The sequence below is a fragment of the Pedobacter nutrimenti genome (assembly GCF_032678445.1).
GTDB classification, from domain to species: Bacteria; Bacteroidota; Bacteroidia; order Sphingobacteriales; family Sphingobacteriaceae; genus Pedobacter; species Pedobacter nutrimenti_A.
On the sequence record NZ_JAVTSQ010000003.1, the window covers coordinates 377837 to 396856 of the forward strand.

Annotated in this window: 15 protein-coding genes; 9 read left to right on the forward strand and 6 right to left on the reverse strand. The window is 39.9% G+C overall.

Features of this window, described 5'->3' with window-relative positions:
* Nucleotides 1-23: 23 nt before the first annotated feature.
* Complete coding sequence (locus tag R2S08_RS06820) at nt 24-3317, reverse strand: SusC/RagA family TonB-linked outer membrane protein (protein ID WP_316834448.1); 3294 nt, start codon at nt 3315-3317, stop codon at nt 24-26.
* A 289-nt stretch (nt 3318-3606) separates the two neighbouring features.
* A complete protein-coding gene (locus tag R2S08_RS06825) occupies nt 3607-4914 on the reverse strand; it encodes a FecR family protein (RefSeq protein WP_316834449.1) in 1308 nt (435 codons plus the stop codon).
* A 349-nt stretch (nt 4915-5263) separates the two neighbouring features.
* Here R2S08_RS06825 and R2S08_RS06830 point away from each other — a divergent pair, with 349 nt between their 5' ends.
* Nucleotides 5264-5893 carry a hypothetical protein gene (locus tag R2S08_RS06830; RefSeq protein ID WP_316834450.1) on the forward strand — a complete coding sequence of 210 codons (630 nt, stop codon included), beginning with the start codon at nt 5264-5266 and terminating at the stop codon, nt 5891-5893.
* 11 nt (nt 5894-5904) lie between these two features.
* On the opposite strand, the gene R2S08_RS06835 is transcribed toward R2S08_RS06830, so the two are convergent.
* Complete coding sequence (locus R2S08_RS06835; protein ID WP_316834451.1) at nt 5905-6474, reverse strand: RNA polymerase sigma factor; 570 nt, start codon at nt 6472-6474, stop codon at nt 5905-5907.
* Between the two features lie 557 nt (nt 6475-7031).
* Between R2S08_RS06835 and R2S08_RS06840 the strand changes: the two genes are divergently transcribed.
* Nucleotides 7032-7844, forward strand: coding sequence for a hypothetical protein (locus R2S08_RS06840; RefSeq protein WP_316834452.1), 813 nt, complete (start codon nt 7032-7034; stop codon nt 7842-7844).
* Nucleotides 7845-7980: 136 nt separating this feature from the next.
* On the opposite strand, the gene R2S08_RS06845 is transcribed toward R2S08_RS06840, so the two are convergent.
* The gene (locus R2S08_RS06845; protein WP_316834453.1) at nt 7981-8253 is read right to left on the reverse strand and encodes a hypothetical protein; all 273 of its coding nucleotides are present in this window, start codon (nt 8251-8253) and stop codon (nt 7981-7983) included.
* Between the two features lie 239 nt (nt 8254-8492).
* Here R2S08_RS06845 and R2S08_RS06850 point away from each other — a divergent pair, with 239 nt between their 5' ends.
* The 3 genes from R2S08_RS06850 (at nt 8493) to R2S08_RS06860 (ending at nt 11487) form a co-directional block, all read left to right on the forward strand.
* Entirely contained in the window at nt 8493-9179 is a 687-nt protein-coding gene (locus R2S08_RS06850; RefSeq protein ID WP_316834454.1) for a UPF0758 domain-containing protein, read from the forward strand.
* A gap of 12 nt (nt 9180-9191) precedes the next feature.
* Nucleotides 9192-10766 (forward strand): YifB family Mg chelatase-like AAA ATPase, encoded by a 1575-nt coding sequence (locus R2S08_RS06855; RefSeq protein WP_316834455.1) that lies wholly within the window; start codon nt 9192-9194, stop codon nt 10764-10766.
* 340 nt (nt 10767-11106) lie between these two features.
* Nucleotides 11107-11487, forward strand: a complete 381-nt coding sequence (locus R2S08_RS06860; RefSeq protein WP_316834456.1) for a DUF2116 family Zn-ribbon domain-containing protein — start codon at nt 11107-11109, stop codon at nt 11485-11487.
* A 121-nt stretch (nt 11488-11608) separates the two neighbouring features.
* Here R2S08_RS06860 and R2S08_RS06865 read toward each other — a convergent pair whose 3' ends face one another.
* The gene (locus tag R2S08_RS06865; RefSeq protein WP_316834457.1) at nt 11609-12217 is read right to left on the reverse strand and encodes a DUF4304 domain-containing protein; all 609 of its coding nucleotides are present in this window, start codon (nt 12215-12217) and stop codon (nt 11609-11611) included.
* Between the two features lie 251 nt (nt 12218-12468).
* On the opposite strand from R2S08_RS06865, the gene R2S08_RS06870 reads away from it, so the two are divergent.
* From R2S08_RS06870 to R2S08_RS06885, 4 genes are all read left to right on the forward strand, one after another.
* Nucleotides 12469-12948: a hypothetical protein gene (locus R2S08_RS06870; RefSeq protein ID WP_316834458.1), complete on the forward strand. Its 480-nt coding sequence runs from the start codon at nt 12469-12471 to the stop codon at nt 12946-12948.
* 392 nt (nt 12949-13340) lie between these two features.
* Nucleotides 13341-15359, forward strand: coding sequence for a reverse transcriptase family protein (locus R2S08_RS06875; RefSeq protein WP_316834459.1), 2019 nt, complete (start codon nt 13341-13343; stop codon nt 15357-15359).
* 1 nt (nt 15360) lies between these two features.
* Entirely contained in the window at nt 15361-16026 is a 666-nt protein-coding gene (locus tag R2S08_RS06880) for a hypothetical protein (RefSeq protein WP_316834460.1), read from the forward strand.
* On the forward strand, nt 16004-17656 hold the full coding sequence (locus tag R2S08_RS06885; protein ID WP_316834461.1) for a hypothetical protein: 1653 nt from the start codon (nt 16004-16006) through the stop codon (nt 17654-17656). The genes R2S08_RS06880 and R2S08_RS06885 overlap by 23 nt, the downstream gene beginning before the upstream one ends.
* 101 nt (nt 17657-17757) lie before the next feature.
* On the opposite strand, the gene R2S08_RS06890 is transcribed toward R2S08_RS06885, so the two are convergent.
* Nucleotides 17758-19017, reverse strand: coding sequence for an ISL3 family transposase (locus R2S08_RS06890; RefSeq protein WP_316834589.1), 1260 nt, complete (start codon nt 19015-19017; stop codon nt 17758-17760).
* Between the last annotated feature and the right edge of the window lie 3 nt (nt 19018-19020).

Genomic DNA, 19020 nt, shown 5'->3' on the forward strand with positions numbered 1-19020 from the left:
TTATTTTTTAGATTGAAAAACATTTATAGAGCGGCTTTTAAACCGATGGTAATTACCCTTAAGGGAGGAAGCGTTGATGAACTTTTTGTTTCTGGATCTAAACCATTGTAACTGGTAAAAGTCCATAAATTCTGTCCCTGAGCAAATAAACTGCAGGTCTGTAAATGTGCACGTTTACTCCAAACCTGAGGCAGTTGCCAGGAAAGCGAAACATTCTTTAGACGGATATAAGACGCATCTGTCCAGGCCGCATCGCTGTCATATACGTTATTCAAAGCTTGTGATAATATACCATAACTGTTCGTTGAAAATCTCTGTATACTCGAAATATCACCGGGTTTCTGCCACCGATCCAACAAAGATGACAATTGATTTCCTTGACCATAAGCATAACCTGGCAGGTTAAATCCAAATCCTTGATTTCTGGCAATCTGTTTTACAAAAGAAAACAGAAAGTCTAGTTCAAAACCTTTATAGGAAAGAGAATTTTGGAACCCACCATAAAATTTAGGCGCAGTATCAATCATAACCATTGCATCTGAATTACGATCAGGACTAGACGTAGGATTTCCATTACGATCTTCAAATTGATATATTCCTGTTGCTGGATCCACACCTAAGAAATGATATAAACGTACCGCCGTTAATGGATCTCCAGTAATGGGCTTAAAAGGAAAACGAGTATCATTGGTAGCAGTTAACAAAGTTTTAGGTATCGTAAAATTGATACCGCTTGTCCATTTAAAATTCTTATTTTGACAATTCGTACTTGTGATAGCAAACTCCCATCCTGAATTTTCTACTTTATCCGTTTTATTCTGGTCTATAAACAAAAATCCTGTAGTTACTGGAAGAGTATAGCTACTTAGTTGATTAGAGGAACGGTTTCTATAATAATTTGTATTAAGTAGTATTCTGTCTTTGAGAAATCCCAGGTCCAGTCCAAATTGTAACTTCCTGGTCTCTTCCCACTCCAGATAGGGGTTAGTCAAACGGTTAGGCTGATAAGCCACCACTCCCTGATAAGCGATACTTTGCGGAAGTGGATCATACAGACTTAAGAATCTATAGTCCCCGATTTGATCGCTGCCTGTGGAGCCATAACTAACTCTAAGCTTCCCAAAACTCAGCAAACCTAATTGTTCTTTAATCAGAGGTTCATTAGAAAAGATCCAGACGCCCCCTAGAGCTCCAAAATTATGGAACTGACTTTTAGGTCCAAACCTTGAACTTCCGTCCCTCCTGCCAGTAATGTTCAAAATATATTTATCTTCCCAGTTATAATTGATCCGACCAAATGCTGCATTGTATTTATAAATGGAATTAACTGATGAAATGGCACTTAAACTTGTTGCAGAAAGAATATCATCCATCACCAAATCATTACTAAAACCAGATGCATAAATTACCGAGCCTAAACTGGCATTCTTAGAAATTGTAGTACCAAAAAGCATTTCCAGTCGGCCTTTGCTTATACTACGATTATAGGTTATTTGTGGCTCAATAGACCAGGAATTGATATTTTGATTTATAAAATAACTTACCCTTTTGATATAAGGAAGCAATTCAGGTGGTTGAGACTGAAGCAGATTCTTATTGATTATATTCGACTTTAAGTTATTGTAACCAAAAACACTCTTGACTTCCAATCCAGGTAAAAGTTGGTAGCTCAGGGTCATATTAGTCATCAAATTCGATGTATTATTTAGAAAACTATTGAACATAAAACCAATCGGATTATTTATAAAGGTTGTATTTCCCGAAACATCCGGAGCCCAGTTGATACTGCCATCAGCTTTAAATAAAGCTGGAGCTACAGGAGCTAGCTGCATTGCAATACCTGTCAGATCTTGATTAGGCAATTTATTGTCATCAAGTAAATAACTTCCTGAAAATCCAATCTTAAATTTCTGGTTAACGGAGGTATTATTGAGATTGAAATGTACGGAGGTCTTACTATCCGCATACTTACCAGGAAAAACAGTCGTTTCCCTATGATGGCCTGCTCCCACTAAAAAGTTAGTCCGTTCATTTCCACCGGACACGGAAGCATTCAAATCCTGATAGGCAGCCGTTCCTCCAATCAATTCTTTCTGCCAATCGGTATAACGAGAGGTATCCCAATTGCCATTCAGGTCACTATCCACATAGGGACCTGAATCAGGAGCGGCGATACCATCATTTTTGAAAGCTTCCCTTCTCATTTCCAGATATTGCTGAGAATTCATTAGATCCAGTTTACGGGGAACCTTAGCCCAACCAGATTGAAGATTCAAATTCACTCTAGTATCTCCCGCTTTTCCTTTTTTAGTAGTAATCAATATCGCTCCATTAGCAGCACGAGAACCATAAATAGCTGTAGCATCAGCATCTTTTAATACGTCTATACTTTCAATATCCGAAGGGTTAATGAAGCTTAATGGACTACCAGCACTCATGTTTGGATTTACAGACCCATCCATAATTGGATTACCTCCTGGCAATAACTGAGAAGCATAAGGAACACCATCAATAACATACAATGGATCACTCCCATAATTCATACTATTCTGCCCTTGTATCCTTACCTTAACTCCCGTCCCCGCAAATCCGGTCGCCTGTTCAATAAACAATCCTGGTACTCGCCCCTGCAAAGCCAACAGCGGATTATTCACTGGCTGCTTCTCAATCACATCTGCCTTAATCGTGGTCACATTACCTGTAGAAAGCCGCTGCGTGGTTGTACCATAAGCTATCACCTGAACTTCATCCAGCTTAGACAAACTCTGCTCCAGCACCACACTCCCCATATTCGCCGAAGCACTCACTTCCTTTGGCAAATACCCGATAAAACTCACCACCAGCACAGCACCCTCTTCCACTCCTCTCAAAAAAAACCTTCCCTTCTCATCCGTACTCACAGCCTTTCCCGTTTTCTTTACCTTCACGCTCGCGCCAGGAAGCGGCCGATTCTCCGAATCCACAACCCTACCGTTAGCGTCAATGCTAGCCCAGCGATTAGCCAGGCGTTCCAGAAAGGTAGGGTCTTTAGGTTTTATAAAAATATTCTTATCATCTATCGTATATTCTAAAGATTGCTTCTCTACGCATACCTCCAGCACATCCTTCAATTCCGCGTCCTTAAAATGCACATCTATCTTTCTGGTATCATCAATCTTTTTATTAGAATAAAATACGTTATAGCCTGTTTGTTTCCTGATTTCTTTAAACACTTCTTCCAGGCTCGCTCCGTTCTTGGCATAGGTTAGTTTCTGCGCAAAGGTAGCGGCACTGACCTGCATCAGGCAGGTGGTTAGTATAATTATGATCAGCCTCATAATTAATAGCAGTTTAGGCGGCAGCCACAAATGCGGCATACCTAGGTTAAAAGTAATATTATGCATACTTTTGGGTTAGTTGAGTTAATAAATAAGTCGGTTACACATTGATTTATCCCATGCTGATGAAAGTCAGTTTGGGAAGGGTTTAACTCAGCTATCTTCCGCAGAGGTGTTCCACCACCTTTGCGGTTTTCTTCTAAAGCCACCCGCTTTTCTACATTAACTCTATTCTTTTTGGAAATATCTGGTCATGATTGGTTGGTTTTGGTTAATATTAGTCGGTTATTTAGTTGGCAATAATTTTCCGTCCCTCCATTTTGAATTTAACGGATCCGGTGTATTCAATGGCTTTTAATATTTTGGACACGTTATCATATCTGGATACGGTTCCACTAAAGGTTTGTAGTTTGGTTTGTGGATTGGTATACTCAATGTCTACGTCGTACCAGCGGGCAATTTGCTGCATTACGGTTTCCAGTGGGGCATTTTTGTAGGCAAACAGGCCGTTTTTCCAGGCTATGGCAAGGGAAACGTCGACATCTTTTATGGTTATCTTGCCATCGGCAAGGGTAGATTGCTGGCCGGGTTTCAAGATGTCCTGGTTAACTTTTACGCTACCCTCAAGAAGCGTGGTCTTCACATTACCTTCATCAGCGTAGCTGTTCACATTAAAGTGCGTACCCAATACAGTAACCTCCTGATTTTTGGATTTCACTACAAAAGGAACCCTCTCTGGGCTTTGCCCATCTCTCCCAGAGGGAGAGAGACGTACTACTTTAGCTATTTCAAAGTAGGCTTCGCCACTAAGTTCAACTACCCGCTGCCCACGCCCCGTAAAGGAAACAGGATAAATCAATTTAGAAGCGGCGTTAAGCCATACTTTGGATCCGTCAGGGAGTCGGATCTGGTATTGCCCCCCACGGGGGGTTTCGATTGTGTTAAGAGCATTCGAATATTTTACCCCATCGCTACTAGCCTCCACGCTACCTCTCGCCCCTCCGGGGAGAGATCCCCCTTGTGGGGAGAGAGGGGCTTTCACTGTATATATAACCTGCCCGTCGGCAGTTTTGGTTATCTCCACCCCTGCTTCTTTAGCAAGCTCACCATTAGCAGCATCGGTTAGGGATAGACGTTTGCCGTTGGACAATACTAAGTAAGCCTTGTTGCCACCAGGTTTGACGTCGTTTGCTAACAGGTCTCTCGTCGCTGCGCTTCCGTCGAGATGACGTGGAGCAGAAAAGTAAGAGGTGTAAAAGAAGAAGCCAGCGCCGATAACCAAAAGAACTGCTGCAGCCGCAGCCATACGTGACCATAGAATCCGGCGTTTCACCAAGCTTTCTTCCAACACTATCGGCTCTTCAACAACAGACACTGCTGCAGCAAACTCATCTACACCAGGCTCATCTATATTATGATCAATATTTGCTTTGATGCTCAACTTAAGCTTAAGCTTCTCCTCAACACTCAAAATCTCCATCACATCAGCATCCGCCATGAACAAGTTATAATAAGCAAAGAGAAAATTAACCTCCACAGTAGTGGCCCTGCCGTCAAGGTATTTAGTAAGTATCTCTATGTATTGTTCCTTTTTCATTTTCTTTATCTAAGAGGTCATTTATTACATGAGCCACGAAAAACAAAAAGTCCCATAAGAAATGAAAATATTTTTTTAACAACACATAACAGCGCTGAAAACGGCGCACAGTAGACTTTTCTAACATACCATCCCCCCCCTTCCCCGGTCTCCACCCTACAAAAAACCTGTACCTCTTTTCACACCTCAGGGCCTGAAGCCCTTCGCGGAAGGTCCAGTGAGAAAAGAGGTACAGGTTTTTTAGGGGATACATTATAAAACCAACCCCTAATTAGTAACTTATTTCACCCAGATTGTTTCGATGATTACAAATTGTGCAGTATATTTATATCACCAACAATTTTTAATTATGCGCTCTATTAAACAAGTTGCCTTCTCCAATTTATTAATCGCCCTTTTGGCGCTTACCCTGTTCAGCTGTCATTCAAAACCTCCCAGGATATACAAATCAGAATACGACAAAATAATAACCGAAAGGGAAAAACAGGCATTATCCAAACGTACAGACAGTCTTGGTGCGTTACTGTCTGTTATCCGTTATGAGATAGCAACAGAAAACACCAAAGATTTTGAAGATGGGATTATTCCCTGGGCCAGCCTCGAGAAACCAGAACTGGATATACCACATCTTGTTGATAAAGGCAAAGTGGTTATCCCAGATAACCACGTTACCGTTATCATAGACTATCCGTTAAATAAAGAATATCGCTTTGACTTAACCTCGCCCTCTGGTTTCACCAGAGAACTGCTGTTACGGGAGATCAGTAAACATTACTACCAGCTTTATCAAGAAGAAGAAGAAACAGCCAAAACCAAAACGGTTCCACTTAAAGAAAGGAAAGAACTCTATAACAGAAACCAAACAGATGGAAAATACGCCATCTGGGGCCATGATATAGCAGACCTGGTACTAACAGAGGTTAAGGTATACAAAAACTCAGAAGGTAAAATTCTACTACAACTGGGTGTAGATTCATAAGCTTTATAAAGCTACTGCCCCTGGCTCATTAAGAAAGCAATAGAAAGTAAAGAAGCCCGCAGCAAAGTAACCGCTCTGGTCAACTGGTTCTGAACAGTTTTCCTGGAAATATTCAGCTTCTCAGCAATTTCACTCGTAGAAAGATCCTCATGATAACGCATCCGGTAAATATTCTGCTGTGCCGCAGGCATAGCCTGAATCAGCAGGTCATAACTTTTGAAGAACTCCTTCTGCAAAAGATCCGCATCCGCTCCAGGATAGTAGGCTTTCGCCTCCAATACCAAATCACTGATCGGCAAAAACCTCTCATCTTTCTTAAGCGCCTTAAACACATTATTCCTCACAGAAGAAAACAAATAAGCCTGTAAGTTATCTATGTAATTACTTTCCCGGTGCGTCCAAAGATAAATGAACACATCCTGCGTAATGTCCTTAGCCAGATCAGGATCATGCAGCTTTTTAAAAGCTTGCCCATATACCTTGTCCCAGTGTTTTTCATAAAGCGCATCAAAAGCCAACCTATCGCCATCGCGCAGTTTGATCAACAATTCCTGGTCAGTAAATAGTGGGTACAAAGTCATTTGGTTAGCTCCTGTGTTTAAAGTTACTAAATTTTAAGCCAATAGTAATTATTATAATCCGAATAGTGGTAACAATAATTTTAACTTAAAATAAAGTTATATAAAGTTCAGATAAAATCAAAAACTTTGTTTTGAGAAAAATCACAGAAAATTGGGAGGTAAATACCAGCGGAGCTGGAATGAATTAATACACCTAGTTAACACGCTGAGCTAGCACACCATACCCAGTCTCCACCCAACAAAAAAAAACCGCACCTCTTTTCACACCTCAGGATCTGTAAGATCCAGTGAGAAAAGAAGTGCAGGTTTTTTTAATAACGCATCTATCCACAATAAGGCTTCAGCAATCGTCGATTCATTTCTAAGAAACTTACGAAAGGCACCTAAATACTTCTGGTTATCACATTCTCTTTGGATATTTTTTTGTAAAATTTAAAATACGCACAATCAACCACATAGAACAAAAGTTGCGTTATTGGCAAATTACAATGCAAATTCATCTTATAATTTTATATTTTTGCAAAAAAACATCTAAAAATTAACAATTTTCACAAAAAATGAAATTAAAATTACTAACCCTCTCAGCTGCATTAGTAATGCTATTCGGCTGTACGAAAGATGGTTCAATCGAACAGAATGCTACGGCAAGTCTAAAGAAATCAGTCGCAAATACTTCTGCGATAAAAGCAAAGGCACTCCTATTAGACAGTCTCACCCAACTCAGAACTGATTATAGTTTAGAATCAGCAGGTAACGTGCAAGTTGCTCCAGAAGATACTGTAGTCAGAAAATTTAAAACCGTAGCGGAGGCAAGAGCATTTCTTGAAAATATGACTAATAGCAAGTTGGAGTCCTATACGCCTCCTGCAGGAGCTTCTGCATCAAATCCTATTTTACAATCAAATCCTCTTTTGAGTAAAAATAATATGAGCACTTTCAACTTCGGGTCTCAAAGACATTTCTATCAATACTTGCCATTTCTGCGTTTTAGATGGGGTTCATTTAATTTTAACTGGCCAACTGGGTTTTACATCTCAGGTGATATAAAAATTGAGGACACTGTTCAGCAGGGGAGTGGATTTACCTGGGGTCATTTTTCTAGTTATAATGCTGAGGCAGAAATGTATGGTCTAACATTTTCAATGAGTTATGAATCTAAGGGTGTAAGTTTCTCTCAACAGAGTTTAGGATCGCAGGCAACAATTAACTTTTATGGCACTGTTGTTTTCCTAATATTCGTAAATGACATTGGTGAGCTTTACAGAAAACCTATAAGTGGCCGAATGGTTATGAGATTTGGGCCATATCCTCAATATACATACCCTAGTGGTGAGAACTCTTTTGATAAAGTATTATTTTATTCTTTTTAATACAGGAAATATAACTAATTTCACATTATAATTGAAAATGTAATTATGGAAACCAATTCGATATTACTTGCTGTCTGGCCGATTGTAAGCCTTATCCTCTTTATCATATTCCTTAGATGGATAATAAAGATCGTTGCTAACGTACTTGCCAAAAAATAAATTCTAGCCCCTCTTCATCACTTGAAGGGGGCATTTTTTTGTTAACGAATCGAAAATCTAATTCAATAGTTTTATTTACTACATCGTTATTCTGTCTAATCATCAGATTTAATAAGGCCTCACATTCAGCCAATGTTATTACATCGGCATTTGCACCTTCTTTCCAGAAGAATAGAATGTAAATCCTATCCCAATTGTAGTTATACCATTTGACATTAATATGCTTTTGGTTTAACTCTTTCTTCTCCATATATGAAGAGTCTCTACCGTTACGCTCAATATTCACAGTTTCAGATATTAACACCATACCCGGTCTCCACCCTGCAAAAAAAACCTGTACCTCTTTTCACACCTCAGGGCCTGTAAGGTCCAGTGAGAAAAGAAGAGCAGGTTTTTTTTTTGATAAACTCATATATCCGCATATAACCGTTTAAAAAACGACTAACCAAACCCCATACCCCCACCTTTGGAACATCAAACCACAACACGATGTACCCAATAAAAACCATAAAACACTGGTCTGAAGCAGACCGGCCAAGAGAAAAATTCCTAAGCAACAACAAATCCCACCTGTCCAACGCAGAACTCATTGCCATCCTGATCGGCTCAGGCAGCAGAGAAGAATCCGCAGTCCACCTCGCAGAACGAATGCTCTACAGCGTAGACAACGACCTCCAGAAACTCGCCAGCCTGTCCATCCAAGAACTCTCCAAATTCAACGGCATCGGCATAGCCAAAGCCCTATCCATCGCCGCAGCCGTAGAACTCTGCTACAACAGAATGGTCAACAACCCCCTGCAAAAAACCTACAAAGCCGGAAAAACACCAGACAACTACCAATGGATCCAGGAAATCCTCGAACCCGAAGAACAAGGCCGCTGGATCCTGCTATTCAACAGCTCCGACCACCTCCAGCACAAAGAAAAAATAGAAACCGAAGACAACACCTACGGCGACCCACGCACACTCCTCCAAATCGCCCTCGAAAGCGAATGCGGCTCCTTCATACTCATCCACAAAACCATCACACCAACCACGCACACCACACCCGACGAATTAAAATACATCCTCCAGCTCAAACAAGCCGCCAACATGCTCAGCCTAACCATACTCGACAACCTCAGCATCCACCCAGAAGGATACCACAGCTACAGAGAACAAGGACTACTAAACTAAAAACCCACAACCATGCTTGTAAAAACCTACGCCAGTACCGTACTCGGCATTGAAGCCACCACCATCTCCATAGAAGTCAGCATCAGCGCAGGCACACACGCCTACATCGTAGGCCTCCCAGACAACGCCATAAAAGAAAGCCTCCAAAGAATAGAAACCGCCATCACAGAATCCGGCTACAGAATGCCCCGCCAAAAAATCCTGGTCAACCTCTCCCCCGCCGACGTTAAAAAAGAAGGCACCGCCTTCGACCTCTCCATCGCTATCGGCATCCTCGCCGCCTCCGGCCAGATCTCCGACAAAAAACTAAACACCCACCTCATCCTCGGAGAACTCTCCCTCGACGGCCACATCAAACCCGTAAAAGGCGCCCTGGCCGTAGCCATCAAAGGCAGAAAAGAAGGCTACCAGGGCCTGATCCTACCCGCCATCAATGCCCCAGAAGCAGCTATCGTGAACCAATTCGATATCCTGCCCGTAACCCACCTCAAAGAAGTGATCCAATACCTCAACAACGAAACCAACATAGAACCCATACAAATCGATACCCGCGCCCTATTCCAGAAAAACAGCAACAGCTACGACACCGATTTCTCCGACGTCAGAGGCCAAGAAAACATCAAACGCGCCATGGAAATCGCCGCCGCAGGCGGCCACAACCTCATCCTGATCGGCCCACCCGGCGCCGGCAAAACCATGCTCGCCAAAAGACTCCCCACCATCCTGCCCCCACTCAGCCTGTCCGAATCCCTCGAAACCACCCGCATCCACTCCGTAGCCGGAAAAATGACCAACCTGAACGCCCTGATCACCACCCGACCCTTCCGCGCGCCCCACCACAGCATCTCCGACGTCGCCCTCGTCGGCGGAGGCACCAATCCCCTGCCCGGCGAAATCTCCCTGGCCCATAACGGCGTACTCTTCCTCGACGAACTACCCGAATTCAAACGCGCAGCACTAGAAGTGATGCGCCAACCCCTCGAAGAAAGAAAAGTCAGCATCTCCAGAGCAAAATTCACCGTCGAATTCCCCTGCAGCTTCATGCTCATCGCCTCCATGAACCCCTGCCCCTGCGGCTACCACAAACACCCCAGCATCCGCTGCACCTGCGGACCCAACATAGCCCAAAGATACCGCAGCAAAATATCCGGCCCCTTACTCGACCGCATAGACCTCCACATCGAAGTACAACCCGTAGCCTTCAAAGAACTCAGCTCAGAACACAGCACAGAAACTAGCGAACAAATCAGACAACGCGTAACCGCTGCACGTGCACTCCAGCACCACCGCTTCAAAGACAGCCCAAACATCCACAACAACGCCCAAATGAGCACCCAGCAAGTCCGTAAAATCTGCAAAATCAGCGAAGACGGACAATGGATCCTCCAAATGGCTATGGAAAAACAAGGCCTCTCCGCCAGAGCATACGACAGAATACTCAAAGTAGCCAGAACCATCGCAGACCTAGACCACAGCCAGGACATCGAAATCAAACACCTCTCCGAAGCCATCAACTACAGAAGCCTGGACACAGAAACCATGAACCAAAAACCCAAACTCAACATCATCAAAAACTATGGAACATGAACACACACACGCAACCTGTCTAATTCCTCCCCCTACCCCCTCCAAAGGGGGACATTGGGTTATTAACCACCATCACCTAGCCCACCATAAATTCCCCCTTCCCCAGTCTCCACCCTGCAAATAAACCCGCACCTCTTTTCACACCTCAGGGCCTGAAGCCCTTCGCGGAAGGTCCAGTGAGAAAAGAAGTGCGGGTTTATTTGATAAACATCCCTATTCGGAGGGACAGGGAGAGGCGCCTCTAATACATCAGGTCTGAAAAAAATCTAAAAAATCCACTCCTCCATGGTGATTATCCCAACAAAAACATCAACATTGGCACAAAGTCAAAACCAACCCAATGAACACAACAGAAAGAAAATGCCAAAATTGCAGCGAAACCATCAAAGGCCGCTCAGACAAGAAATTTTGTGATGACCATTGCCGAAGCGCCTACTACAACGAAAAAAAAGCAACAGAAACCAACACCCTCATCAAACAAACCAATACCATCCTCAAGAAAAACAGACAAATCCTCCAAAACCTCAACCCCACCGGAATGGTTAAAACCACCAGAAAAAACCTAATCGAAAAAGGGTTCAACTTTGGCTACTACACAGGCATATACAGAACCGCCAGAGGCAGTAACTATTTCTTCTGCTACGAAATGGGCTATCTGACCCTGCAAAAAGACGAAGTACTCCTGGTCAAAAAAGCAGAATTTCCAAGGCTACAAGGCTAAAAAAACCGTATCGTTCACAAAACCTCACACTTTCCTCGCATAAACCTCATACAAACATGGGTTAAAGTACTTTTTTGCGAACATGGCATGAAGAAGGTATGAGGATGGGTTGAGTTTGCAGTTAATTTGCCCCCGTATACTCTATTTCCTTTAGATACTCTATCGCTCTACTGGCATTCGGTCTTCCTTTTGATTCTTCCATAAACGCCTCAACGATTTGATTTAGAGTATCAGAATCTCCTTTTGCCTTTAAAAGTGTTGTCAGATATATAAATCGACCCATTGCAGTAGTACCTGCATGTCTCTCATTTATCCAACTGTTTATTAAATCTTCATCAGACATTCGTTTATTTAATTCAGGCATTATCCTGCTTTGAATAGCTTCCATCACCTCAGAAATAACAGCATGAAAATTCGATACCTTGAGATACCACCAATAATCAGGACTACTGGGCATAAATTCTCCAACTCTGGCACCCCATTGACATTGATCAACTCCTGGTTTTACTGAATCACTATAACCGTATTGTAATCGTCCTAAAACATCAGAATAGGCCCCAAAATTGATTGTAAACTTGATGACTTCTTTTGTACTATCTCTGCTCTTTTGAAAGTTTATAATTCCATAGTTCTTATCTGATACTTTATAAAAAGTATTCCTCTTTCTGACAAGACCTAATTGCTTTAATAAAAGACTTACCTCTTTGATAATAATTTTAAATTCATCCATTTTAATCATCAATTTCCCAGCAATTTATATATAAAATTTTAACCACGGGGCGGAGAGAAATTTTCTTATAACCAATTAACAAGCAAATCTGGGTCGCCTATAACCTCAATATTAAAGCGAGGTAAAAAGCAATGCTCTGGAATTTTGTATCTTCATCTTATTAACGTTAATTACGAAGCTTCCTTTTACTCTACTACTTTTCAGTAATTCTAGCAGCTTTGTTCTTACTCAGATAATCAAATCCGCAGCCAATGCCATTCCCGTTCTCCATTAAATATACCACTCCACTCGAAGGAAAAGTCAACCCAGAAGATTATCCGCTGATCCTAAAACAAATAAGTGACTTTATCATACCTAAACCAGCAAAGGATATCGTTATTGAGAATAATGGATTAAGATTCAATCCAGGTTCTTCCCCATCTCGCTGGAATCTAATGAACCCAATTGATAGAGGAACATTTCTTTTAAATGGAAAGGAAGGTCAAACAGCCCTATCTTACGAATTTTTCATGTATAAGCATTTCATTTATACTTCTATTATAGCCGCCGTTATTGGACTTGGGTCGCAAAGAATATGGGTCGGGATTATTGTTTTTCTCTGGGTATGCGGATTTAGATGGCTCATCGCGCTAGCCAAGCATAAGGATATGTTTGATGAACTAGTAAAGAAAATAAATTCAGCTAGTGGGCAGAGAGAACTTAGTGAGGAACCTCTACAAATCAATGAATAGCCTAACTAGCTAAGCTTGCTCACTCTTCTCTATCTAAGAAAGCGCATCCCTTGCCATTGTTCTAAGCTATTAAGATTTATATATAAAAACTATACTATTTTAGAAATTATTATTCTAATGTAGAATAAGTCATTAGGTGTTGATAAATTATGGCAGAAAAATACAATATTTTTATTTTTTGCCTAAGCATCCTGTTTATACTGGAAATAGTATATTTGAAATAAATAGAGACTGCAAAAAAAATTGACTCTTATGCTGGGCTGTCATGCAGCCAACGATCGGTATACTCGCCAAGTTTTCTTGGGGAAATGGTTATATTTATTATTTAGATAGATCTTGTTATATCTTGATTTTATTAATATTGAATTAAGCAGTCTCTATTCTCTTTAAACGTGAAATATTTATTCAAGCAGATAGAAATCGAACAAAGGCAGGAGGTAGCCAAAAAATTCCATGCGTGTAGTACAACGAAGGAGTTTTATGAGCTTCTATTACATATAATTGTAATTCTGAATTTTTCGGATGAAACGAAAGCATTTTGCTCAAATATTGTACGGACTTTTAGGCAGGATTTGTACAATAAAGACTACACCACTTTTTTCATAAAGAAAAAGTCCGGAAAAAACAGACAAATCAGTACCCCTACCTTTTCATTAAAGTTTATCCATCGATTGATCAATTTCGTTCTATCTTGTGTGTTCGAGGGACATCCAAATTCATTTGGCTACAAGTTATCGAGTTCTATTGTAGAGAATGCATTAGGTCATGTGAGCCAGAATTTTGTTTACCATTTAGACCTCAGAGATTTTTTTTCGACAATTGATTCTGCTAAAATAAAATCGGCTTTATACAAAGCTCCATTTAATCTAAGTGGGGAAAGAACGCCAATAGCAACTAGGATCTGTCAGTTATGTACAATAGATCAAGATAAAATACCGAATAAGAGCAGAGCATCCATTAGAGTTCTTCCTCAAGGAGCTCCCACGTCACCAATCCTATCCAATGCCGTTTGCCTAAACATGGATAAGATGTTAACTTCTCTTGCAAAAAATAATAATATCATCTACTCTAGATATGCTGACGACATTACCTTTTCCTCTCAGTACAATGCGTTTGATAAAAAATCTACATTTATTCTTGAGGTTGAAGAAATTATTAAAAACCAGGGATTTACTATAAATACTGAAAAAACAAGACTTCAAAGGAATAAATCCCGCCAGGAAGTTACAGGGCTAATAGTAAACAGAAAGGTAAATGTAAAGAGAAAATTCATCAAATCTATTAGAATGTATCTATATTATTGGGAAAGATACGGATACGTTAAAGCGGAAGAGAATTTCTTCTTTGATAAAAAGACTTTTATGTATCGAGCGAAGAAGGTTTCCTTGTTTTCGACCCTTGATGGTAGACTAAACTATCTGAAAATGGTGAAAGGTGCAAATGATCCAACTTACAATGTTCTCTTGAATCGCTTTAAAAAACTTGCGAGTACAATATTGGAGACAAGAAACAAAGCTACTTCAATCGCCAGTAAAGATGAATTTACAGAGCATAAGCCTTACGATGTTGCTCGATTCCTTAAGTTCTTCCAAGATAGCGATGGACTAAAATATCTTACCCATGATTATGATATTCCCGGCAGGGAATTTGATTACGATAAGATCATGGATTTCGCCGGACGGGATTTCAATAGAGCTTTCAGAATCTATTCCATAACAAAACCCTTATATGCTAAAATAAAGAAATTCGCCTTTGACGAAACGCCTAAATGGTGGCGCTGGGAAAACGGCAAAAAATTAGATATTACTATCGGATGGAGCTCAAAAGAAGTAAAGGACTGGGTTCATGCAAATCCAGGAATTCATCCGATTCGCTCAAAACTACTAAGAGATAAATTGATCAAACCGTTCAAAGAGAGCATACAGTTTCGCTCACCTGCCCTAAGATTCTCTATAGAAAACACCGTCCGTGAGAAATTCGGTGAAGATTATGACAATTTTGATATTCGATATGAACATCTCGAGGCAGCAGAGTTTTATACTGATGTTGACCTAATTCTGGGGGGTATCAGACATCTTCTCGATGGTATGCTGGAAAGAATCTCGGTATCGAATAAAATAAGAATCGCTTTCAGAAAGGAAACTCTACTAGATCATACCATGAAAATCCTAGAAATTACCCATGTCGGCTCAAGGTGCTATAAGCCTGCATCATCAGCTGAACTTCTGAACGGTAACTTTAAGGAAGTACAGAAATTATTTCGGGGTCTTTGCAACTGGTCAATCTTTTCACAATTTGAAGACGGAATCTTTAAGATCAATATGTTAACAGATAATCCACAAGATGTTGAAAAAATGACTATTGACGACATCAACATTATAGGCTTTACTCATATATTATCATTTTACTGATATGATTTACTTGATTGATGACAATCGCAGAGACCAACAGAAAGAATATGGTTGCAGCTATCTCCTAGATGGAACATACAGTTCTATATTAAAATCTTTCGATCGACTCATGATCTCAGGCGTCCCGTCACTTTTTAAGGATGCAAGCTGTATTCTTATTCATGATTCTTTTCCAGATTTCAACTCAAACGGAGAAGTACTTCAAGGTAGTAACAGAGTTGCAGAGAAGATAAAAGATACTGCTAAATCTAAAAAGATACCTTTGGTTCTTTTTAGCAACAGTTTTATTGGACTCGAACAAGGTGCTATTACCGAGCTTAGCATCACCGGAATAAATAAAAGACTTTTCTACAAAAATCTTAAAGATTTTCTTATCAAGGTAAATAAAGATAACGAGATAGAGATAAAAATTCTTGCTTATGGAAATAATTTCGTTTACAAGGAGCTTGAGTCTCTTTATTCACAGATCGCAAGCTACATAAATATTCATGGTATTGAGCTTGCTCGTAAAAATGCCGCAACTCTGGTATCTCTATTCGGAGATCTTTGTAATTCTCCTGCGAAAGTAGAAAAAGAATTCTCTGAATTGAATGCAAGATTATTCTTAAACTATTTAGATAAAATCATTAAATCTTTTATTAGGTATGGACGGAATATTTATTCTTAACGATAATGCAAATGAATTTTCTCAAAAGATAATTCACGAGATCGAAATCAAATCAATCGAATATTATGATCTGCGTACAGATAAAGATATTGACACTTATGTAACCAAGATTTTTGAACATAACACTATTGATAAGCTTTTGATTCCCGTCTCTTTGGGGGAAGAGATTGGTAATAATATGGGTATCCGGATCGCACTACATATAAGATTCAGTGCAAATATCGGAAAAAAACATCTTCTTCCGATAATTCTTATATCAGATAGTTCGCTGGAAACTCTACTTATCGACCAAGAGAATAAATATGCACTGATAGCAACAACGGATGGCTGTGTACTATCACCCCAAGATATTGACGAGATTCGGAGTTTTGCAACTTATACACTACCTGCCAATGAAATTAATTTCAATACTAATGTATTGGGTAACCTTATTATAAAAGGTCCTGAAACGATCGGATCACATTCTATGGCAAATGAATGGGGAGTTGTCCAATTGGATAGGATTGCAAATTTAAATAGTCTCGATACTTCAGCGCCAGCCCTGGAAAAAAAAGTATCGCTTTATTTTAAATATCTGTCCAGTATCAACCGTGGGCGGACTGTTGCGACGAGCATAGGCTCTAGCATTGCGCTTTCTACGCCAAACACCATACCCTCATATGAAAGAAAGATTCTCTATATCGACGATGAGGGATATAAGGGCTGGACACTCGCACTAGAAAAAATATTTAGGGGAGGTAGATTAACTGTGATTACAGGCGAGCACCTTTCCGAAGTCGATTTTTTAGAGAAGATTAGCAGTGAGATTAATAAAGACTGGGATCTGATACTTTTAGACCTAAGACTCCTGCCATTAAAAGAAGATATCACCGGACAAGTACACCCTATAGGAGATTACAGCGGTACTAAAAAATTAAAGGAGATAAAAGCCATTAACGAGGGGCTTCAGATAATCATCTTTACTGCTTCAAATAAAGCCTGGAATATGAGGGATCTAATCGATCTGGGGGCCGATGGTTATTACATTAAAGAATCTCCTGAATATCTTATTCCGGATCATCTGAGTCTACTGAACTATGAAAGTTTCAAAAAACAGGTTCAGAGATGTTTTGGACGAGACTACCTAAGAAAACTCTATATCAGAAAAGAAGCGGCTATTAATAATGTCTTCAACCCTGATTCTGATTTCCTTACCTATTCAAAAGCAGCACTTAATGAGTTTTTTAAACTGATTAAATTAGATATGAGAGAAAGTGCTTTCCTTACGTTATTTCTGCCCATTGAACAATATACTGAGGCGATTGTAACTGATGCACCGCATCAACTGATTAACCTCTCAGGAGCCATTGTTCCATTAAAAATCGGGAATAGCTATAAAATGGTACGTGACGGTGTAAACAAGTGCTTTCAGATTCAAAATTCGACCTCAAAAATAAGTTTAACAAAAGGATTAGGAAAAATTTCCTTTGCAATGGCCTTTAAATATTCCAAGAATGATATTGATCTAATTAATATAGGAAGATTAGTAGGAATAAGAAATAATATAGCGCACGGTTCAGCGGTAACTATCACTACGCAAGATTATGAAGATCTAATTGCGATAATAGAACTTTTTAGATCGAACAATTAATATCATTTTTTCTACTATTTTGAGAAGAGATAGTGAGGGATAGACTACCTGGATATTCCGCTGCATAGTACGCCACGATTCCGCTACAAAGTGGTTCTTCGTCACTTTTGGTGATCTAAAACTGACTTGGATAATACCATTTTTCTTAAAAGCTGAAATCCAGCCCTCCCATACATCATTCTTTTGATGTTTTTAAGTCTATTGACCTGCCCTTCAACCTGGCCATTGCTATATGAAGTGATAACCGCATTGTTAACAGCCTCATAATCCCTTAAGAGATTTTTAGCAAAGTTTTTAATGGAAGAATCTGATGTTTGAGCATCAGCAACCCATTTTAACAATGATCCCGGTTCTTTCAATTTGAATAAATTTTTAAATTGTTTTACAAGTACTTCCATCTCTTTTACTTCCGGGCATTTATCATACAAGAGCTCTAAGAATCGTTTATCGTTAGTATTTAATTTTTCGTCATCCATGTAAAGTAGAAAAGAAAGCTTATTTGGAGACCATACCCTTACTTGTGCTATTTGAGAATGTATGTTGTGTTTGCTTATTTTGTTGTTGGCGTAAAGACTATTCATTCTTTCACAAAAGCTCGTGTATTTGCCATTAAAGTCGCTTTTCACAATAGTATGAAACAGATCTTTAAATGTTCTATTCCTGTTACATTCATCTAGTAAGATTTGCGTAAAAGAATCAAAATTAGTAGTTGAATGCTCCTTTCTAATGTAAAGAGCATCCAGACTCATGTATCTGGAAACCGTTTTTTTGTTTATTTTTAAAGCTATGGCGATTGCTCGTTTTGAAAGCTTTTGCTGCTGCATTTCTTTGACTTTATTAAAGAGATACACTTTTACTGGATTTAACCTGCTATCAGGTTGATCATTATCAATTATGCAATCTATTATTTTTGGTTGGTCAACGACTAAGCTGTTTGAGACAGCATTATTGTATAGGCTAAAAACTTCTCTAAGAACTTTTCCCCTGGTTTGAAACATACGACTGGTGGCATCTCCAAGATTTTTTATAAGATGGAAACGGTCGGATACTTGAATTGCTTTAGGCGCTCCCTCGGTAGCACCTAAAGCATAAGGCCCATATCTATCTCTAGATATAACCTGTATTTCAGGATGCTTTTTTATCCAGGCAGACAATGTGCTCGCTTCGCGATCTGGTAGTAAATCTATTACTCTGTTGGAATCAAGATCAACAAGTATAGTACCATAAGTGCGGCCCTTTTTAAATGCCCAATCATCAACTCCAATAATGCCAGATGTTACTAAATGCTCCTTAACTGGAAGCTTCTTGATGATTCTTACAACAGTAGATGAACTTACAGGAACCCCTGCAAACCTGCTAATATT

Excerpts from the sequence above, each read along its gene's own strand:
- R2S08_RS06870 (WP_316834458.1), top strand. The coding sequence starts at position 12,469 with ATGCCATTCCCGTTCTCCATTAAATATACCACTCCACTCGAAGGAAAA.
- R2S08_RS06840 (WP_316834452.1), top strand. The coding sequence starts at position 7,032 with ATGAAATTAAAATTACTAACCCTCTCAGCTGCATTAGTAATGCTATTC.
- R2S08_RS06825 (WP_316834449.1), bottom strand. The coding sequence starts at position 4,914 with ATGAAAAAGGAACAATACATAGAGATACTTACTAAATACCTTGACGGC.
- R2S08_RS06880 (WP_316834460.1), top strand. The coding sequence starts at position 15,361 with ATGATTTACTTGATTGATGACAATCGCAGAGACCAACAGAAAGAATAT.
- R2S08_RS06855 (WP_316834455.1), top strand. The coding sequence starts at position 9,192 with ATGCTTGTAAAAACCTACGCCAGTACCGTACTCGGCATTGAAGCCACC.
- R2S08_RS06885 (WP_316834461.1), top strand. The coding sequence starts at position 16,004 with ATGGACGGAATATTTATTCTTAACGATAATGCAAATGAATTTTCTCAA.
- R2S08_RS06835 (WP_316834451.1), bottom strand. The coding sequence starts at position 6,474 with ATGACTTTGTACCCACTATTTACTGACCAGGAATTGTTGATCAAACTG.
- R2S08_RS06830 (WP_316834450.1), top strand. The coding sequence starts at position 5,264 with ATGCGCTCTATTAAACAAGTTGCCTTCTCCAATTTATTAATCGCCCTT.
- R2S08_RS06865 (WP_316834457.1), bottom strand. The coding sequence starts at position 12,217 with ATGGATGAATTTAAAATTATTATCAAAGAGGTAAGTCTTTTATTAAAG.
- R2S08_RS06845 (WP_316834453.1), bottom strand. The coding sequence starts at position 8,253 with ATGGAGAAGAAAGAGTTAAACCAAAAGCATATTAATGTCAAATGGTAT.
- R2S08_RS06860 (WP_316834456.1), top strand. The coding sequence starts at position 11,107 with ATGAACACAACAGAAAGAAAATGCCAAAATTGCAGCGAAACCATCAAA.
- R2S08_RS06850 (WP_316834454.1), top strand. The coding sequence starts at position 8,493 with ATGTACCCAATAAAAACCATAAAACACTGGTCTGAAGCAGACCGGCCA.
- R2S08_RS06820 (WP_316834448.1), bottom strand. The coding sequence starts at position 3,317 with ATGAGGCTGATCATAATTATACTAACCACCTGCCTGATGCAGGTCAGT.